The sequence below is a fragment of the Streptomyces sp. NPDC002870 genome (assembly GCF_042888505.1).
GTDB lineage: Bacteria > Actinomycetota > Actinomycetes > Streptomycetales > Streptomycetaceae > Streptomyces.
The window spans coordinates 1-18,680 of the sequence record NZ_JBIAPW010000036.1 but is presented as its reverse complement, the minus strand read 5'-3'; the positions used below and the strand labels follow the sequence as shown (position 1 = coordinate 18,680).

The following is an 18,680-nucleotide window of genomic DNA, read 5'->3' as shown; positions in this document are numbered from 1 at the left end:
GCGTGTCACCGGGCAGCTGCGGCCAGCGCTTCCCTCACGCCGGGCTCCTCGGCGCCCAGGAACCGGGGATCCGGCGTGAACGCGGCGTCCACCGCCGCCTTGCCCGCCGCGATCATCTCCCGCGTCCCGCCGTAGTACCAGGTCGCGTCGTGGGGTTCGGCGACCCCGACGCCGTACGACTCGACCCCCGCGGCCCGGCAGAGCGCGACGGCCCGACGGATGTGGAAGCCCTGGGTCACCAGGACCGCGCGGTGGACGCCGAAGATCTTCTTGGCGCGTACGCAGGAGTCCCACGTGTCGAACCCGGCGTAGTCGCTGACGATTCGCTTGTCAGGCACGCCGCGGGCGGTGAGATACGAGCGCATGGCGTCCGGCTCGTCGTACTCCACGCGGCTGTTGTCGCCGGTGACGAGCACGACCTTGACCTTGCCCGCCCGGTACAACTCGGCGGCGGCATCCAGCCGGTGCGCGAGATAGGGAGTGGGGCGGCCCTTCCAGAGCCCGGCCCCGAAGACCACGGCGACATCCTGCGCGGGGACCTGCGCGACGGTGCGGACGCGGCTGTCGGCGACGGCGTGCATCCAGGTCGCGGGCGCGAGCGCGAGGACGCAGGCGAGCATGACGGTCTGCGCGATCCGCCGCTGGGCGCGCCGGGTTCTGGGTGCTTTGGGCAGTCGTAGTCTCACCTTCACGCCTGGTCAGACGCGGATTGGGCCGGATCGGTTCGGTCGGGGGACCTGTTTGGCCGGCGAGCAGTTCGGGCAGGGCGCACACCTCCCCGGCGTCTCGATCCCTGGGTGGCGGGTCTGACAACGCCGCAGGGGAGCCGGTGAGCCTGTGGAAAACACCCGTCACCCTCACGCAATGACCCGGCAATCTCTGCCCGGCAGGATCAGTCCATGACGGAGCCGGCGTACCTTCGCGAGTCCCTGCCCCTCGACACCACGCCCCTCGACACGAGGCCCCTCGACACCACGGCGCAGCTGTTCCTGCGCATCTCCGACCAGCTCGGCAGCCAACTCAGCCACGTCACACTGAACGGAACCCGCAGGCGCATGCCCCCGACCGAACGGCCCACCCTCGTCGCCGTCGCGCACGGCAGCCGCGACCCGCGCGCCCTGCTCACCGCCACCGAGCTCCTCGACCGGGTCCGCGAGCTGCGCCCCGGCCTCGACGTCCGCCTCGGCCACATCGAGCTGAACGAGCCGCTGCTGCCCCGCACCCTCGCCGCGCTCGAGGGCGAGCGGAGCGAGGACGGCGCCCGCGCCGTCCTCGTACCGCTGCTGCTCGGCCGCGGCTACCACGTCAAGCACGATCTGCCGCAGGCGGCCGCGGCCGTCCCCGGCGCGGACATACGCGTCGCCGCCCCGCTCGGCCCGCACCCCCTCCTCGTGGAGGCGCTCTGCTCACGGCTGGCGGAGGCGGGCTGGCAGCCCGAGGACGGCACCAGCCGCAGCGCCGGAGTGGTCCTGGCCGCCGCCGGCTCGCGCGACCCCGATTCCGCGTCCGACGCCCGTGACACGGCGGAACTGCTCAGCGAGCGCCTCGGCGGAGTGCCGGTCATTCCCGCCTACGCGTCGGCTGCCCAGCCCACCGTCCCCGCGGCCGTCCGTGCGCTCACCGCCCGCGGCCGCCACCGCATCGCGATCGCCTCCTACTTCGCGTTCCCGGGCCTGTTCGCCACCCGCAGCGCCGCCGCCTCGCCCTGGATCGCCGCCGCCCCGCTCGGCGCGCACCCGGCCCTGGCCCGGCTGCTGCTGCAGCGCTACGACGAGGCCCTGAGCACTGCGTACGCGACGCAGCGGCGCGAACTCGCACCCGCGTAGGCCAGCCGCGCACCGGCGCAGCCCAGCCCTGCGGCGGCGCGAACGCGCACCGGCGTAGCCCCCGCCGCGCACCGGCGCAGCCCAGCCGTGCGGCGGCGCGAACTCGCCCCTGCGCAGCCCACCTCGTCGCCCGTCCGCCGGCGGCTCCGGTTACCTTCGGTGCATGGCAGGCACCACCGGCACCACCTCATCCGGCCCCGACGCATACGACGTGGCTCCCGACGACGCTTACGACGAGGCGGCCACCGCACGCTGGGCCCCCGAGCCGGACAAACGCCCGGGCCGCACCGCTTTCCAGCGCGACCGCGCGCGCGTGCTGCACTCCTCCGCGCTGCGCAGGCTCGCCGGCAAGACCCAGGTGGTCACCCCCGGCACCCGCAACCAGGCATGGGACGCCAGCCCCCGCACCCGGCTCACCCACTCCCTCGAATGCGCCCAGGTCGGACGGGAACTGGGCGCGGCGCTCGGCTGCGACCCCGATCTCGCCGAGGCCGCCTGCCTCGCCCACGACATGGGCCACCCGCCGTTCGGACACAACGGCGAGCAGGCGCTGAACGACTTCGCCAAGGACTGCGGCGGCTTCGAGGGCAACGCCCAGTCGCTGCGGCTGCTGACCCGTATCGAGCCCAAGCGGTTCGTCCGCCGCACGGCGACACCGGCCGATGCCGGGGCGGGGAGCGGCGAGCTCGTCAGCGTCGGCCTCAACCTCACCCGGGCAGTCCTGGACGCCGCCACCAAATACCCCTGGCCGCGCGGCGGACACCCCACCGACCCCGACTCGGTGAAATTCGGCGTCTACGAGGACGACCTGCCGGTCTTCGAATGGGCCCGCGAGGGCGCCACCGCGTACCGCAAGTGCTTCGAGGCCCAGGTCATGGACTGGTCCGACGACGTGGCGTACTCCGTGCACGACTTCGAGGACGGACTGCACGCCGGCCATATCGACCCCAACCTCCTCCTCGCCGAACCGGAGCGCACCGACATCTGGCGGGTGGCGATCGGGCGGTACGTACCCGAGGACACAGAGCCGCAGGAGCTGGCCGAGGCCCTGGACCGGCTCATCGACCAGGAGTGGTGGCCGCACCACTACGACGGCTCTGCGGTCGCGCAGGGCCGGCTGAAGGACGCCACGAGCCAGCTCATCGGCCGTTTCTGCCTCGCCGCCGAGGGCGCGACCCGCCAGGCGTACGGCTCCGGGCGGCTCACCCGGTACGCCGCCGAGCTGGTCGTTCCGCGCGCCGCCCGCAACGAATGCGCGGTTCTCAAGGCCGTCGCCGACCGCTATGTGATGCAGCGCTCCGAACAGGAGGCGCTCCGCGCCGACCAGCGCATCGTGCTCGCCGAACTGGCCGAGGCGCTCACCGCCCGCGCCCCCGAGAGCCTCGACCCGCAATTCCGTGCTTTGTTCGACGCCGCCCCCGACGACCGGGCGCGCAAGCGGGTGATCGTCGATCAGCTCGCCTCGCTCACGGACGACTCCGCCCGCACCCTGCACACCCAGCTCACGGCCCGCCGCTGAGCAGCCGGGAGGGCCCCGCGGCGCGTCCGGGATGACACGCCCACGGGTCACTCCCTCTTCCGCCATAACGCTGCGTGCGGGACGCTCGCTGAAGGCTGTGCAGCGTAGAAGCAAAGAGGAGGCATCAAGTGGTCGACGCACATCGGACATTCGTCATCGTCGGTGGCGGCCTTGCCGGAGCCAAGGCCGCCGAGACCCTCCGCGCCGAAGGGTTCACCGGCCGCGTGATCCTCATCGGTGACGAACGCGACCACCCCTACGAGCGGCCGCCCCTGTCCAAGGGCTATCTGTCGGGCAAGGAGGAGCGCGACAGCGTCTTCGTCCATGAACCCGCCTGGTACGCCCAGGCCGACGTCGAACTGCACCTCGGCCAGACCGTCGTCGCCGTCGACCGCGACGCCAAGTCCGTACGCCTGGGCGACGGCACCGTCCTGCACTACGACAAGCTGCTGCTGGCCACCGGCGCCGAGCCGCGCCGCCTGGACATTCCCGGCACCGACCTGGTCGGCGTCCACCATCTGCGCCGCCTCGCCCACGCCGACCGGCTGCGCCAGGTGCTCACCGCACTCGGCCGCGACAACGGCCATCTGGTCATCGCGGGCGCGGGCTGGATCGGCCTGGAGGTCGCGTCCGCCGCCCGCGGCTACGGCGCCGAGGTCACCGTCGTCGAACCGGAACCCACCCCGCTGCACCAGGTCATCGGCCCCGAGCTCGGCCAGGTCTTCACCGAACTGCACCGCGAGCACGGCGTCCGCTTCCACTTCGGCGCCCGCCTCACCGAGATCACCGGCCAGGACGGCATGGTCCTCGCGGCCCGTACCGACGACGGCGAGGAGCACCCGGCCCACGACGTCCTCGCCGCGATCGGCGCGGCCCCGCGCGCCGCCCTCGCCGAAGCCGCCGGCCTCGCGCTCGCGGACCGGGCGCACGGCGGCGGCATCGCCGTCGACGCCGCGCTGCGCACCTCCGACCCCGACATCTACGCGGCGGGCGACGTCGCGGCCGCCCACCACCCGCTGCTGGGGTCCAGGCTGCGCGTCGAGCACTGGGCGAACGCCCTCAACGGCGGCCCGGCCGCCGCGCGCGCGATGCTCGGCAAGGACGTCTCCTACGACCGCATCCCGTACTTCTTCTCCGACCAGTACGACCTGGGCCTGGAGTACTCCGGCTGGGCGCCGCCCGGCTCGTACGAGCAAGTGGTGCTCCGCGGCGACGTCGGGAAACGGGAGTTCATCGCCTTCTGGCTGAAGGACCGCCGGGTGCTCGCCGGGATGAACGTCAATGTGTGGGACGTCACCGATCCGATCCAGCAGCTGATCCGCTCGGGCGACCCGGTGGACCCGGACGCACTCGCCGACCCTTCCGTACCGCTCACTTCCCTCAACAGCTGACGGGGAGTGTCACCGCGCCACCGTAGACTTCCGCGTGTGGCAGGCAGGATCAACGATGACGACGTGAAGGCGGTCCGGGACGCGGTCCCGATCGACGCCGTCGTTTCCGAGTACCTCCAGCTGCGCAACGCCGGCGGCGGAAACCTCAAGGGGCTCTGCCCCTTCCACGACGAGAAGTCCCCCTCCTTCCAGGTCAGCCCGAGCAAGGGTCTCTTCCACTGCTTCGGCTGCCAGGAAGGCGGCGACACCATCGCCTTCGTGATGAAGATCGACCATCTCACCTTCTCCGAGACGGTCGAGCGCCTCGCCGCGACGGCGGGCATCACCCTGCGCTACGAGGAGGGCGGGTACAACCCCACCCACCAGCGGGGCGAGCGCATCCGCCTGGTCGAGGCGCACAAGGCCGCCGCGCAGTTCTACATCGAGCAGCTGGAGACCGGCGCCGAGGCCGAGACGGGCCGCAAGTTCCTCGCCGAGCGCGGCTTCGACCAGGCCGCCGCCCAGCACTTCAGCGTCGGCTACAGCCCGCAGGGCTGGGACCACCTCACCCGCTTTCTGCGCGGGAAGGGCTTCAGCGACAAAGAGCTGATCCTCTCCGGCCTCTCCCAGGACGGCCGCCGCGGCCCCATCGACCGCTTCCGCGGCCGGCTGATGTGGCCGATCCGCGACATCTCGGGCGATGTCGTCGGCTTCGGAGCACGCAAGCTGTACGAGAGCGACAACGGGCCGAAGTACCTCAACACCCCTGAGACGGGCATCTACAAGAAGTCCCAGATGCTGTACGGCATCGATCTCGCCAAGAAGGAGATCGCCAAAACCAGCCGGGCCGTCGTCGTCGAGGGCTACACCGACGTCATGGCCTGCCATCTGGCCGGGGTCACCACCGCCATCGCCACCTGTGGCACGTCCTTCGGCGGCGACCACATCAAGATCCTGCGCCGGCTGCTGATGGACAACGCCACCGCCGAGGTGATCTTCACCTTCGACGGCGACGCGGCCGGGCAGAAGGCCGCGCTGCGCGCCTTCGAGGACGACCAGAAGTTCGCCGCCGAGACGTCGATAGCCATTACGCCCGGCGGCATGGACCCCTGCGAACTGCGCCTGGCCGAGGGCGACGACGCCGTGCAGAAGCTGGTCGAAACACGCACGCCGCTCTTCGAGTTCGCGATCCGCCACAGCGTCCTGCGCCACAACCTGGAGACGCCCGCGGGCCGGGCCGCCGCGCTCGACGAGGCCGCGCCCATCGTCGCGGGCATCAAGAACATCGCCATCCAGCACGAGTCGGCCGTGCAACTCGCCGGCATTCTCGGCATCCTCGACACGCAGTTCGTGGTCAAGCGGGTCGCCCAGCTCGCCCGCTGGGCGCGCGACCGCGGCGGCCGCGGCCCCGCGACCCCGTCCCGCACTCCGCGGTCGTACGAGAACCAGACGGCTCCGCAGACCTCCGCGGGCGGCCCCGCCCTCAACCTCCGCAGCCCCGCCCACCGCACCGAACGCGAACTGCTCAAGCTCGCGCTCCAGCACCCGGACCTGGTCTCCCCGGCCTTCGACGCGTACGGCGTGGACGAGTTCACCGCCCCGCCGTACGCCGCGGTCCGCCAGACCATCGCCGAGGCCGGCGGCGCCGAACAGGGCACCCAGGATTCCCCCGAGTACCTCGCCCGCGTGCGCGACGCCGCCCCGAACGACACCGTGCGCGCCCTGGTCACCGAGCTCGCCGTCGAAGCGGTCCACGCCAGGACGGTCGACGAGACGTACGCCGGCACCCAGCTCGTCCAGGTCCGCCTCCGCGCGGTCGACCGCCGCATCCGCGAGGTCCAGGGCACCCTCGCCCGCCTCGGCCCGCACGCCGACCCCGAGCACCACACGGCCGTGCAGAACGAACTGTGGGTGCTCCAGCAGTACGCCCAGTCCCTGCGCAATCAGGGCGCGGACGCCCTCTAGCCCCGCTTGGGTAACCGCCCGGTCACGCACTGGACTCAAAAAGTAGCCGCACGCCCCTCGTGGCAGTGATGTGTCGTACCCCACACTGGGGTGCGGTGCCTGAGTCCCCGGAGCGCGGCCGGTCCACCGACAGTGGACCTCTCACCCCCGCGGATCCGTTCATCGTGTACGGGACGGAAAGCGGTCCGGCCGCCTCCGTCCCGCTGCCGCACGCCCCCGAACCGGCAGCGATCACCCTGGAGGTCGCCCCCGTGCAGACCCAGACCCTGACCGAGACCGATGCTGTCGCGGCCGTCTCCGCGCAGGTCCCCGCGCAGAGCCGGGCCGTACACCCCGAGACCGTGACCGTTCCCGAAGCGGTCCCGGAGACTGTCGTCGAGGATCCGGTGGAAGTGCCCGAGCCTCCGGAACGACGGGCCGCCCGCATGGACAGCGCCGGGCCCTCGTCCGACCTGTTCCGTCAGTATCTGCGGGAGATCGGCAGGATTCCGCTGCTCACGGCCGCCGAGGAGGTCGAACTGGCGCGGCGCGTCGAAGCGGGTCTGTTCGCCGAGGAGCGGCTCGGCAAGACCCCCGACATCGATGACTCCCAACTCGCCGTCGACCTCGACAAATTGGTCGTCATGGGCCGGATGGCGAAGCGCCGGCTGATCGAGGCGAACCTCCGGCTCGTCGTCTCCGTCGCCAAGCGTTACGTCGGCCGCGGGCTGACCATGCTCGACCTCGTCCAGGAGGGAAACCTGGGCCTGATCAGGGCGGTCGAGAAATTCGACTACGCCCGCGGCTACAAGTTCTCCACGTACGCGACCTGGTGGATCCGCCAGGCCATGTCCCGGGCCCTCGCGGACCAGGCACGCACCATCCGCGTCCCGGTCCATGTCGTCGAGCTGATCAACCGGGTCGTCCGGGTCCAGCGCCGGATGCTCCAGGAACGCGGCTACGAACCCACCCCCGAAGAGGTCGCCGTCCAGCTCGACCTGCCGTCCGCGCGGGTCAGCGAGGTGCTGCGGCTGGCCCAGGAACCGGTCTCGCTGCACGCGCCGGTGGGGGAGGAGGACGATGTCGCTCTCGGGGATCTCATCGAGGACGGCGACGCGGCGTCCCCCGTCGAGTCGGCTGCCTTCCTGCTGCTGCGTGAACACCTCGAGGCGGTGCTCTCCACCCTCGGCGAGCGCGAACGCAAGGTCGTGCAGCTGCGCTACGGGCTGGTCGACGGCAGGCCGCGCACGCTCGAAGAGATAGGCCGGATCTTCGGCGTGACGCGTGAACGCATCCGCCAGATCGAGTCCAAGACGCTCAACAAACTCCGCGACCACGCCTTCGCGGACCAACTGCGGGGTTACCTGGACTGACACCGGGGCTCCGCCCCGGACCCCGCTCCTCAATCGCCGGAGGGGCTTAGATTTTCCGCCGGTCGGCTTGAATTCTCAGGACGACCGGCGGAAATCAAGCCCGTCCGGCGATTGAGGACACGCCCGAAGGGCGTACTGGGGGTCCCCCACGCCCGCAGGGCGTAGGGGGCGGGTCCGGCGGCAGCGCCCCCGGTTACGGGATGGGGGTACCTCCCACGGCCGCCAGGCCGTAGGGGGAGGGCGGGATGGGGTGAAGCCCGCCGCAGGCGCCTCCGCACCGCCCCCCTACTCCACCTCCACCACCGCCTGCGCGAACTGCGCCGCGTACAGTCGCGCATACGCCCCGTCCGCCGCCAACAGCCCCTCATGCGTGCCCTGTTCGACGATCGCCCCGTTCTCCATCACCAGGATCACATCCGCGTCCCGGATCGTGGAGAGCCGGTGCGCGATGACAAAGCTCGTACGCCCGTGGGCCAGGCGCGCCATCGCCTTCTGGATGAGCACCTCGGTACGGGTGTCGACCGAGCTCGTCGCCTCGTCGAGCACCAGGATCACCGGATCGGACAGGAACGCCCGCGCGATCGTGATCAGCTGCTTCTCGCCCGCGCTCACGCCCGAGCCCTCGTCGTCGATCACCGTGTCGTAGCCGTCGGGGAGCGTACGGATGAAACGGTCGGCGTGCGCCGCGCGCGCCGCCTCCTCGATCTCCTCCCGCGTCACCTCGCGGGACGCGCCGTACGCGATGTTGTCCGCGATCGTGCCCCCGAACAGCCAGGTGTCCTGGAGCACCATCCCTATGCCGGAGCGCAGTTCCTCCCGCGACATCTTCGCGATGTCCACGCCGTCCAGGCTGATCCGGCCGCCCGTGACCTCGTAGAACCGCATCAGCAGATTCACCAGCGTCGTCTTGCCCGCACCCGTCGGGCCGACGATCGCGACCGTATGACCCGGCTCCACGCTCAGCGACAGATCCTCGATGAGCGGCTTCTCCGGGTCGTACCGGAAGGCGACCTTCTCCAGCGAGACCTGCCCCAGCGGCTGTTCCGGCCGCTCGGCCGACGGAGCGTCGGCCTCCTGCTCGTCCGCGTCCAGCAGCTCGAAGATCCGCTCGGCGGACGCGACGCCCGACTGCACCAGGTTCGCCATCGAGGCGGCCTGCGTCAGCGGCATCGAGAACTGCCGGGAGTACTGGACGAAAGCCTGCACATCGCCGATGGACAGCGCGCCGGACGCGACCCTCAGTCCGCCGACGACCGCCACCAGCACATAGTTGAGGTTCGAGACGAAGAACATCAGCGGCTGCATCACCCCGCTGTTGAACTGGGCCCTGAAACCGGCCTCGTACAGCTCCTCGTTCTGCTCGGCGAAAGCCTGCGCCGACTCGTTCTGGCGCCCGAAGACCTTCACCAGCGCATGGCCGGTGTACATCTCCTCGATATGGGCGTTGAGTTTGCCGGTGGTCTTCCACTGCTGCACGAAGTGCGGCTGCGAACGCTTGCCGACCTTCGTCGCCACGAAGACCGACACCGGCACCGTCACCAGCGCGACCACCGCGAGGAGCGGCGAGATCCAGAACATCATCGCCAGCACGCCCACGATGGTCAGCAGCGAGTTGATCAGCTGCCCCATGGTCTGCTGCAGCGTCTGCGAGACGTTGTCGATGTCGTTCGTCGCCCGGCTGAGCACCTCGCCGCGCTTGGCCCGGTCGAAGTACGACAGCGGCAGCCGCGACAGCTTCGTCTGCACGTCCTCCCGCATCCGGAACACGGTCCGGTTGATCACCCGGATCGACAGCCGCGTCGCCACCAGCATCAGCAGACCCGCGGCCACGTACACCACCAGCGCCACCAGCAGCACATTGCCCACGGCGGCGAAGTCGATGCCGTCGCCGGGCGTGAAGCCCACGCCGGACAGCATGTCGGCGAGCTCGCCCTGGTCCTTGTCCCGCAGGTCGGCGATCGCCTGCTCCTTGCTGGTCCCCGCCGGCATCTCCCGGCCGACGACCCCCGCGAAGACCAGGTCGGTCGCCTGCCCCAGAATCTTCGGCCCGACCACCGCGAACGCGACGCTCAGCACACACGCCGCGAGCATCACCCACAGCGTCGTCCGCTCAGGCGCGAGCTGCCGCAGCAGCCGCTTGCCCGAGCCCCTGAAATCCATGGACCGTTCGACCGGTCCCATCATCATCCGTCCGCCCGGCCCGCTCATGCGGCCTCAGCCTCCGTCAGCTGCGAGAGCACGATCTCTCGGTAGGTCTCATTGCTCTCCATCAGCTCGTGATGGCTGCCGGTCCCCACGACCTGCCCCTCGTCCAGGACGACGATGCGGTCGGCGTCGCGGATGGTGGACACCCGCTGGGCGACGATCACCACCGTCGCCTCGGCGGTCTCGCGTGCCAGCGCCCCGCGCAGCGCCGCGTCCGTCGCGTAGTCCAGCGCCGAGAAGGAGTCGTCGAAGAGGTAGATCTCCGGCTGCTGCACCAGGGTCCTGGCGATCGCGAGGCGTTGGCGCTGCCCGCCGGAGACATTGGTGCCGCCCTGCGCGATCGGCGCGTTCAGCCCGCCTTCGAGATCCCGTACGAAGTCGGCGGCCTGCGCGACCTCCAGCGCCTGCCACAGCTCGTCGTCGCTCGCGCCGGGCTTTCCGTACCGAAGATTCGTGGCCACCGTCCCGGAGAAGAGATACGGCTTCTGCGGCACGAGCCCCACCGTCCTCGCCATCAGCGCCGGATCGAGCTCCCGCACATCCACCCCGTCGACGAGCACCTCGCCGCCCGTCACATCGAACAGCCGCGGTACGAGCCCCAGAAGCGTCGACTTTCCGCTGCCCGTCGACCCGATGATCGCGGTCGTCTCACCGGGCCGCGCCACCAGATCGACGCTGCGCAGCACCGACTCCTCGGCCCCCGGGTAGCGGAACTCCACGTTCCGCACCTCCAGATGCCCGTGGCTGCGCAACCGCCGTACGGGCGCGGACGGCGGCACCACGCTCGAATCCGTCGCCAGCACCTCCTCGATCCGCTCGGCGCAGACCTCGGCGCGCGGCACCTGCATGAACATGAAGGTGGCCATCATCACCGCCATCACTATCTGCATCAGATACGCGAGGAACGCGGTCAGTGCGCCGATCTGGATCTCGCCGCTGTCGATGCGGTGCGCACCGAACCAGACGACGGCGACGGACGACACGTTCACCACCGTCATGACGGTCGGGAACATCAGCGCCATCAGCCGGCCGGTGGACAGGGACACATCGGTCAGCTCGGTGTTGGCCCCGCGGAACCGCTCCTTCTCGTACTCGTCGCGTACGAAGGCGCGGATGACGCGGTTGCCGGTGATCTGCTCCCGCAGCACCCGGTTCACCGTGTCCAGACGCTCCTGCATGGTCCGGAACAGCGGCCGCATCTTCTTGACGATCAGCGAAACCGCGATGCCGAGCACCGGCACCACCGCGAGCAGCACCGCAGACAGCGGCACATCCTGGCCGAGCGCCATGATGATGCCGCCGACGCACATGATGGGAGCCGACACCATCAGCGTGAACGCCATCAGGACCAGCATCTGCACCTGCTGGACGTCATTGGTCGTACGGGTGATCAGCGACGGCGACCCGAAGTGCCCTACCTCGCGCGCGGAGAAGCTCTGCACCCGGTCGAAGACGGCGGCCCGGACATCGCGCCCGAGCGCGGACGCGGTCCGCGCGCCGTAGAAGACGGCGCCGATGTTGCAGACCACCTGGACGACGCTGACGGCGATCATGACCGTGCCGACCTGGAGGATGTAGCCCGTGTCCCCCTTCACGACACCGTTGTCGATGATGTCCGCGTTCAGGGTGGGCAGATAGAGGGTGGCGCTGGTCTGCAGCAGTTGGAGCGCCACCAGTACGGCGATGGGTTTCTGGTACGGACCGAGGTACGTCCGCAGAAGTCGTATCAGCACGCGCTGTCTCTCGGAGTCGGCAAGATCGAGGGGTCACCCCATCTTGCGGCACTCCACCCTGGGAACCTCAAGGGATTAATTCAAGGCAGGGTCAAGATGTCGGGTTGAACGCCCCGGGGTGGATCTGATCCCGCGTCGCGCCGTACTGCTGACGCACCGCCTGACCCACCGCGCGTTCCTCCTCCGACGGAACGATTTGCTCGCCCGCCTCGAAAGTTCCCGTGGACAAGCCGGGGGCAACCCCAACCGCGGCCCCCTGCCAGGCCGGTGGAGCGGCCCGCGACAGCGTCCCCTGCGAGACCCCGAGCGCCCACGCGGCCTGCCGGGCCGCGCCGACCGCGGCGTAGTCGGCGGGCTGCGGCACGACGACCTGCGCCCCGAAGATCGCGGGGGCCGCGGCCTGTACGGCCGGCAACTCGGCGGCGCCACCCAGCAGAAACACCCTGCGCACCTCGACCCCGCGCCCGCGCAGCACGTCCATGGCGTCCGCGAGTGAGCAGAGCATGCCCTCGAAAGCGGCTCGGGCCAGATGCTCGGGCCTCATCGACTCGCGGCGCAGACCGCTCAGCGTCCCCGCGGTGTGCGGCAGTTGTGGAGTGCGCTCGCCCTCCAGATACGGCAGCATCACAAGCCCGGACGAACCGGGCGTCGACTTCATGGCCAGCGCGGAGAGCTCATCGAGATCCTCCAGGCCCAGCAGCTCGGCCGTGCCGCGCAGCGCCCGTACGGCATTGAGCGTGTGCACCACCGGCAGATGCATCCCGGTCGCATCGGCGAACGACGTAATCATCCCGCTCGGATCGGCCAACGCGTCGTGGTGCACCGCCATCACGGAGCCAGAGGCCCCCAGCGAGACCACCGCGTCGCCGACCCCGACGCCCAGCCCGAAGGCCGCCGCCATCGTCTCGCCGGTCCCGGCGGAGATCAGCAGCCCCTCGGGCGTCGTACCCGCGGCATCGGCCGGACCGAGCACCTCGGGCAGCGCGCACTGGTGCCCGAGAGCCAGCTCCACCAGGTCGTGCCGGTACGAGCCGGACCCCGCCGACCAGAAACCGGTGCCGGAAGCGCCGCCGCGGTCCGTGGTCCTGCGGGCCGGCCGCCCGAGCAGCTGCCACACCAGCCAGTCGTGCGGCTGCATGACGGAAGCGACGCGCTGCGCCGACTCGGGCTCGGAGCGCGCCAGCCAGCGCAGCTTCGCCACCGGCTGCGCGGACTGCGGCACCGAGCCGACGGCCTCGGCCCAGGCCTGCCGCCCGCCCAGCGCGTCGATCAGATCCGCCGCGGCGGCCTGCGCCCGCCGGTCATTGCCCAGGAGCGCGGGACGTACGAGATTGCCCTGCGCGTCCAGCGTCAGCAGACCGTGCTGCTGCGCCGAGACGCCGATGGCCTGCACGCCTTCGAGCAGCCCGCCGGCCGCGGCCTCGCCGAGCGAGAGCAGCCACACCTGCGGATCGATCTCGGTGGCCTTCGCCTCGACGGGGTGCGGCGCGTATCCCTGGCGCAGCACGGAACCCGTGTCCGCGTCACAGACGACGATGCGCGTGAATGCAGACGAACTGTCCAAGCCGGCGACTATCCCCATGACACAAGATTCTGCCGCACGCGCGGTGGTACTACGTCACGCACGTCGGTCAGTGCTGCCGGTGGTCACGTATTAGTGGTGCCCCAGTCGTCCTCGCTGCTCGCGCTCCGCTCCCGCAGGGACCGCACCCGCTCGGCCACCGAGTCGGGAACCCGGTCCCCGACCTTGTCGCTCACCGCGTGGAAGGCCTTGCCCGCGGCCTCGCGGCTGTTGTGCGCCGCGGACTCCGCGGCATTGCGCACGGCGGGATTCTGGGAGAACTCGCGCACGGACTTCTTCAGCTGCTCGTAGCGCTCGCGCCCGGCTCGCGTGCCGATCACGTAGCCGAGGGCCAGTCCGGCGAGGAACGTCAGCTTGTACCGCATGGCTGCCACCCTTCCCTTGCGTCGGTGCTCGCCGCCTACCCGGTCAGGCCCGTGATCACCCGGGCCCTTACCGATTGGCGGAGCACCCCCCTGCTTGCGCTAATGTATGTGTCGCAGCGAGCACACGCCCCCCGGGACGCCCCGGGTAGGTGCGTTCGGTGCACACGCAGCAATCCCCTGTAGCTCAATTGGCAGAGCAGCCGGCTGTTAACCGGCAGGTTACTGGTTCGAGTCCAGTCGGGGGAGCGCGATCCCCTGTAGCTCAATTGGCAGAGCATTCGGCTGTTAACCGGAGGGTTGCTGGTTCGAGTCCAGCCGGGGGAGCAGCTACCGGAAGAGGGCCCCGCGGGGGGTCCTTTTTCGTGTCCTGGAGTACGTCGCGACGGCTTCACGACGACTTCTCGACGGCTCCTGGAACCGGGCAGGGGGCAGCGCAGTCCTCATGATTGTGCGTTGCCGACCATCCGAGGCAGGAGATCGTATGAGCGGCTATGCTGCGGCAGACGGCGCGCACATTTGTGCGCGACGCGCCGTTAGGGGCGGTAGCTCAGCCGGTTAGAGCAGCGGACTCATAATCCGTCGGCCGTGGGTTCGAGTCCCACCCGCCCCACCGCGCGCTACGCGTGCAGAAACGATCTGACCAGCGTTTTCCCTGGTCGGACGGGTCTTGCCGGTGATCGTGACGGCCCGTTTCTGCCGTTGTCCACTCAGTGTGTGGACAACGTGTGGACACCAGCGGCAACGACACGCCTCAGCCGCGTGTTCCTACGCGGCTTCCTGGCCCTGTCGCTCGTCCGCGCCGTCGTCCTTCGGGCTCGCTCCAGCCAGCCGGCTACGTCGGATGCAGCGACGCGGCCGACCACGAAGCGCACCAAGGTGAGGCGCTGACGCTGCCGCACCAAGGTGAGGCGCTGACGCTGATCCTCAGGTACTGCCGCGTGCGGATTCTCGACTCGGACCAGTTGCAAGCTGCCTTCGGTGCAGTGCGCGCGCAGCCACTTCTCTGCGGCAGCCGCCGCCTGCTCGGGGGAGCGCACGGGGGCTCTGATCTCCCCCAGCAGTTCACCGTCGTGCCGAAGCCGGGCACCTACTGGCCAGAGATCGCCGTAGCTCGCCGCATGGGCGTACACGACGGCCAGCCCATCCCTGAAGGCACTCTCTGGGATCTTCAGCGCCTGATGCACTCTGTAGGACACTTCGCGCGGGACGACGGAGAGCGTCGACTCAGCCTCGGCGCGCAGCAGCTCGGGCAGGACGCTGGTGTACGTGTCGGAGGTGATCTGCCGTGAGCTGTGGCCGAGTTTTCTCCTGCACGACCTTGATGTCGTTCCCTGCGAGCAATGAAAGGCTCGCTGAGATGTGCCGGGCATCGTGGAGGCGGACAGGGGGCAGCCCGGACAGCTCCACCAGGCGCTTGAATCGCCGGCTGACCCAGTCCGGGTGACCACCCCTGCCGAAAAAGCCGCCCACGAAGCGCAAATCGCCCCGCGCTTCCCCGAGGGGCGCCGCTACAGCAAGGCGACCACCCTCGTCACCGAAGACGACGAAGACCCCGCAGACATCATCCTGCGCACTCTCGAAGACCACCTGCTGCCCGCCTTCGAGTACAAACCCCGCTACGTCGGCCACCGTCCATCGATAGACCTCTTCGACAACGTCCTCGCCGCTGTCACCGCCGAACGCGACACCCCGTCGGCCCCCGACGACAACCACTAAGACCCCAAGGCCGAGCCGAACCCGCAGGATAAATCCGAGCCGGAGCCAGACGGGGGCGGCGAAGAGACGGCGGCCGAGGAACCGGCGCCGCAGAAGCAGGCATCCGGGGAGGCTCCGAGCCCCGAACGGGATACCACGCCCGAAGCTGCCCCCGTACCGAAACCCGACGACGTCGACAACGGCACGGAGCACCAGCCCGCCCCCGAGGCGGGCCCCGCCACCAGCCGACGCCGACGTGAGCGAAGCCCGAAGCGTCGCGCGGCGGCCGCCGCCACCGGCCCCGCCTCCTGACTCGACCGAGGGGCGCGGGCAAGACCGCGCCCCTCCCGGGGGGTCATGAGCAATGACACCGGAGCCATCGCTCGCACACGCTATGAGACCGGATACCTGGCACGGATCGGCGGTGGCTTCTTCGGGGACCCGTTGGTTCGGAAACGGCCCGATAGACGCAAGCGCGAGGGCCTGATGCCGGCGATCCGTGGGAACATCCCCGCGGGTGCGGGGCCGCCCCGTACAGCAGCAGTGCGGCGAGCAAGCCCAGCGGAACATCCCCGCGTGTGCGGGGCCGACGCTGCGTGACAGTCCACACAAACCCTTGATCATCTCGCGGTGGCCGCACGCATCAGGCGTCGTAGTAATCGCCGTCGTCAACCTGGACCTTCGCCTCCAGAACCTCCGCCACCGCGCATCGTCGCGATCACCGCATCGCTGGGTTCTTGGACACGATCCGCCCGGCGCTCCACCACATCGGGGCCACCGCGAGGCCGGGATCGGCAGCGACCACCGCTTCCCAATCCGCTGCGGTGATGTCCTGGCCCTCACCGTTAGTTGTATCCGCCTGGTTCGTCGCCTGCCACCTTGACCTGCTTGCGGTAGGCCCCCGGCGGCGACCCGAAGTGCCGTTTGAAAGCTTTGGCGAAGGCGAACTCCGACGTGTACCCCGTGTGCTGCGCGATCGTGCTCAGCGGGGTCGGCGATCGGTGCAGCAACCGCGCCGCGGTGGCCATCCGCCAGTTGGTCAGGTAGGTCAACGGCGGCTCGCCGACCACCGAGGCGAAGCGGCGAGCGAACGCCGCGCGGGACAGCCCGGCCCGGGTGCCCAGCGACTCCACGGTCCAGGGATGGCCGGGATCGTCGTGGATCGCCTTCAGGGCCGGGGCAACTACCGGGTCGGTCAGCGCGGCCGCCCAACCCCGGGTCCGCTCCTTCGGTAGTTCGGCGTACCACGACCGCAGGATGTACAGCAGCAGAAGATCGATGAGCGCCGTGACGACCGCGTCCGAGCCCGGCTGCCGCGCGTGGAACTCGGCGCACAGCTGATCGACCGCCGAGCGCAGCACCGGGTGGCGGCCGGGAACCGCGGGGAGGTGGATGACCTCCGGTAGATCGCTGAACAGCGGATGCGGGCGATCAACGTCGATCGCGTACGCGCCGCACACCAGCACCGTGCGCGGCCCTGGTCCGTCCACGGTGACCTGGCCGATCGGCGAGGAACGGTCCACGCGCTCCGGTACGAAGTCCACCGGATCGCGGCCCGGCACGTCGCACAAGGTGTGCCCGCTGCCGCGCTGCAGGAACACGATGTCGCCGGGGCCGAGCGCGAGCGGTTGGCCGTGCGGTGGCAGCAGATGGCAGTGCCCTTCCACGACCACGTGGAATCCAGCTCCTGAGATGGGTTGGAACTTCAGGGCCCACGGGGCGTGTGCGTCGGTGCGAGTCACCATCGGACGTCCCGTTCGCAGGACTTCGAGGGTGTCGCTCAGGATGTCCACAGCACCACTCTAGCGCCTGTACGGCGAGACGATATGACAGGGAATCGAGATCTTAAGTCATTCACCGTCTCGATGTGGAGGCGTACGTTCTTGCCATGGCGGTTGCCGAACCCCGCACTGCATCGACGAAGGAATGGATCCCATGTCTCTGGCTGGCAAGAAGATCGTGATCATCGGTGGAACCTCCGGCATCGGCTTCGCGGTAGCCCAACAGGCCGCGGCGGCCGGCGCGGACGTCGTGGTCGCCTCTAGCAATCAGGACCGCGTGGACGCCGCGACGAAGCGGTTGGGCGAGCCGGCCGAAGGCCGCCGCCTGGACGTCGCCGACGGCAACGCCATCGCCGCATTCTTCGAGCAGGTCGGGGATTTCGACCACCTCGTCTACACCGCGGGCGAATCTCTGCTGATCAAGCCGTTGGTCGACACCACCCCGCAGGAGGCCAGGGCCGTCTTCGAGCGCCGGTTCTGGGGCGCGTTCCTCTCCGCCAAGTACGCTGCACCGCGACTGCGCGACGGCGGCTCGATCACTTTCAGCTCCGGCGTCCTCGCGATCCGCCCACTGTCCGGAACCGCGCTCACGGCAGGTATCACCGGCGGCATCGAGGCCTTGTCCCGGGCACTCGCCGTCGAACTCGCCCCTCTGCGCGTCAACGTGATCCAGCCCGGTGTGATCCGTACCGAGCTGTGGGACGGCAGTGTCCCAGACCCGGAGGCTTTCCTCCAGGGCGCCGGGTCCGAGCTGCTCACGCGGCGTGTCGGCACTGCCGAGGAAGCCGCGGCGGCCTATCTCTTCGTCTTGGCCAACGCCTACGTCACCGGCACCACGCTCGCGATAGACGGCGGCGCGGCACTGGTGTGACATAGGCGCCACACATAACAGCCAACGGAGCAACGCCGCACCGACGCGACGCGTTCCTTGCCGCGGCAGTCGACGACGCGAGGCCGACCAGACGTGCGGATGCGAGCCGCCCGGCCCGAAGCGGAGACCCGGTCGACCTGACCGTCCCGGAGATCCGCCGCCTGATCGGCGCACTGTTCAGCCCGCCGATCACAGCCCTGAACGCACTCCTGCACTGGTCGAACTGGCGCAGAAGCCACCAAGCTTCGGCACGTCGCAGCCACTACCGGCAGCGGCTCTCCGCCCCCTCCAGCGCGTAGATCGCGAAGTCACTCTGGAGTACTAGTACTCCAGTTGTGCTTCTCCATTTGTCCTGGTCAGCGTGCCTGTTTCGAGTCTAGTGGGCTGACGCTGCATCAGGGCGGTGGTGGTTCGTG

The 18,680-nt window shown here is 69.9% G+C and carries 14 protein-coding genes and 3 tRNA genes; 11 read left to right on the top strand and 6 right to left on the bottom strand.

Annotated features, from left to right (window positions below; all coding sequences use genetic code 11):
* Nucleotides 1-5: 5 nt before the first annotated feature.
* Nucleotides 6-620 (bottom strand): vancomycin high temperature exclusion protein, encoded by a 615-nt coding sequence (locus ACFYWY_RS31515; RefSeq protein ID WP_389192826.1) that lies wholly within the window; start codon nt 618-620, stop codon nt 6-8.
* Nucleotides 621-899: 279 nt separating this feature from the next.
* Between ACFYWY_RS31515 and ACFYWY_RS31510 the strand changes: the two genes are divergently transcribed.
* The 5 genes from ACFYWY_RS31510 to ACFYWY_RS31490 all read left to right on the top strand — a co-directional run bounded on the left by ACFYWY_RS31510 (nt 900) and on the right by ACFYWY_RS31490 (nt 8,032).
* Nucleotides 900-1,826, top strand: coding sequence for a sirohydrochlorin chelatase (locus ACFYWY_RS31510; RefSeq protein ID WP_389192635.1), 927 nt, complete (start codon nt 900-902; stop codon nt 1,824-1,826).
* A 163-nt stretch (nt 1,827-1,989) separates the two neighbouring features.
* Complete coding sequence (locus ACFYWY_RS31505) at nt 1,990-3,345, top strand: deoxyguanosinetriphosphate triphosphohydrolase (RefSeq protein ID WP_389192632.1); 1,356 nt, start codon at nt 1,990-1,992, stop codon at nt 3,343-3,345.
* Between the two features lie 128 nt (nt 3,346-3,473).
* A complete protein-coding gene (locus ACFYWY_RS31500; protein ID WP_389192629.1) occupies nt 3,474-4,736 on the top strand; it encodes an NAD(P)/FAD-dependent oxidoreductase in 1,263 nt (420 codons plus the stop codon).
* A gap of 36 nt (nt 4,737-4,772) precedes the next feature.
* Nucleotides 4,773-6,680: a DNA primase gene (gene dnaG, locus ACFYWY_RS31495; protein ID WP_389192626.1), complete on the top strand. Its 1,908-nt coding sequence runs from the start codon at nt 4,773-4,775 to the stop codon at nt 6,678-6,680.
* A gap of 95 nt (nt 6,681-6,775) precedes the next feature.
* A complete protein-coding gene (locus ACFYWY_RS31490; protein WP_389192623.1) occupies nt 6,776-8,032 on the top strand; it encodes an RNA polymerase sigma factor in 1,257 nt (418 codons plus the stop codon).
* Between the two features lie 285 nt (nt 8,033-8,317).
* Here the strand turns inward: ACFYWY_RS31490 and ACFYWY_RS31485 are convergent, their stop codons facing one another.
* The 4 genes from ACFYWY_RS31485 to ACFYWY_RS31470 form a co-directional block, all read right to left on the bottom strand.
* Complete coding sequence (locus ACFYWY_RS31485) at nt 8,318-10,240, bottom strand: ABC transporter ATP-binding protein (protein ID WP_389192621.1); 1,923 nt, start codon at nt 10,238-10,240, stop codon at nt 8,318-8,320.
* On the bottom strand, nt 10,237-11,970 hold the full coding sequence (locus tag ACFYWY_RS31480; RefSeq protein WP_389192618.1) for an ABC transporter ATP-binding protein: 1,734 nt from the start codon (nt 11,968-11,970) through the stop codon (nt 10,237-10,239). Before ACFYWY_RS31480 ends, ACFYWY_RS31485 begins: the two co-directional genes overlap by 4 nt.
* A gap of 91 nt (nt 11,971-12,061) precedes the next feature.
* Nucleotides 12,062-13,552, bottom strand: a complete 1,491-nt coding sequence (locus ACFYWY_RS31475) for an FGGY-family carbohydrate kinase (RefSeq protein ID WP_389192615.1) — start codon at nt 13,550-13,552, stop codon at nt 12,062-12,064.
* Nucleotides 13,553-13,617: 65 nt separating this feature from the next.
* Nucleotides 13,618-13,917, bottom strand: coding sequence for a YtxH domain-containing protein (locus ACFYWY_RS31470; RefSeq protein WP_389192612.1), 300 nt, complete (start codon nt 13,915-13,917; stop codon nt 13,618-13,620).
* Nucleotides 13,918-14,090: 173 nt separating this feature from the next.
* Between ACFYWY_RS31470 and ACFYWY_RS31465 the strand changes: the two genes are divergently transcribed.
* The 5 genes from ACFYWY_RS31465 to ACFYWY_RS31445 all read left to right on the top strand — a co-directional run bounded on the left by ACFYWY_RS31465 (nt 14,091) and on the right by ACFYWY_RS31445 (nt 15,633).
* Nucleotides 14,091-14,163 (top strand) — tRNA-Asn (locus ACFYWY_RS31465).
* 5 nt (nt 14,164-14,168) lie between these two features.
* Nucleotides 14,169-14,241 (top strand) — tRNA-Asn (locus ACFYWY_RS31460).
* Between the two features lie 212 nt (nt 14,242-14,453).
* Nucleotides 14,454-14,527 (top strand) — tRNA-Ile (locus ACFYWY_RS31455).
* Nucleotides 14,528-14,642: 115 nt separating this feature from the next.
* Nucleotides 14,643-15,206: a hypothetical protein gene (locus ACFYWY_RS31450; RefSeq protein ID WP_389192609.1), complete on the top strand. Its 564-nt coding sequence runs from the start codon at nt 14,643-14,645 to the stop codon at nt 15,204-15,206.
* Between the two features lie 151 nt (nt 15,207-15,357).
* Nucleotides 15,358-15,633 (top strand): hypothetical protein, encoded by a 276-nt coding sequence (locus ACFYWY_RS31445; RefSeq protein ID WP_389192606.1) that lies wholly within the window; start codon nt 15,358-15,360, stop codon nt 15,631-15,633.
* Nucleotides 15,634-16,457: 824 nt separating this feature from the next.
* Here ACFYWY_RS31445 and ACFYWY_RS31440 read toward each other — a convergent pair.
* Nucleotides 16,458-17,405, bottom strand: coding sequence for an AraC family transcriptional regulator (locus ACFYWY_RS31440; protein WP_389192603.1), 948 nt, complete (start codon nt 17,403-17,405; stop codon nt 16,458-16,460).
* A 142-nt stretch (nt 17,406-17,547) separates the two neighbouring features.
* Between ACFYWY_RS31440 and ACFYWY_RS31435 the strand changes: the two genes are divergently transcribed.
* Complete coding sequence (locus ACFYWY_RS31435) at nt 17,548-18,264, top strand: SDR family oxidoreductase (protein ID WP_389192600.1); 717 nt, start codon at nt 17,548-17,550, stop codon at nt 18,262-18,264.
* The last annotated feature ends 416 nt before the right edge of the window (nt 18,265-18,680 follow it).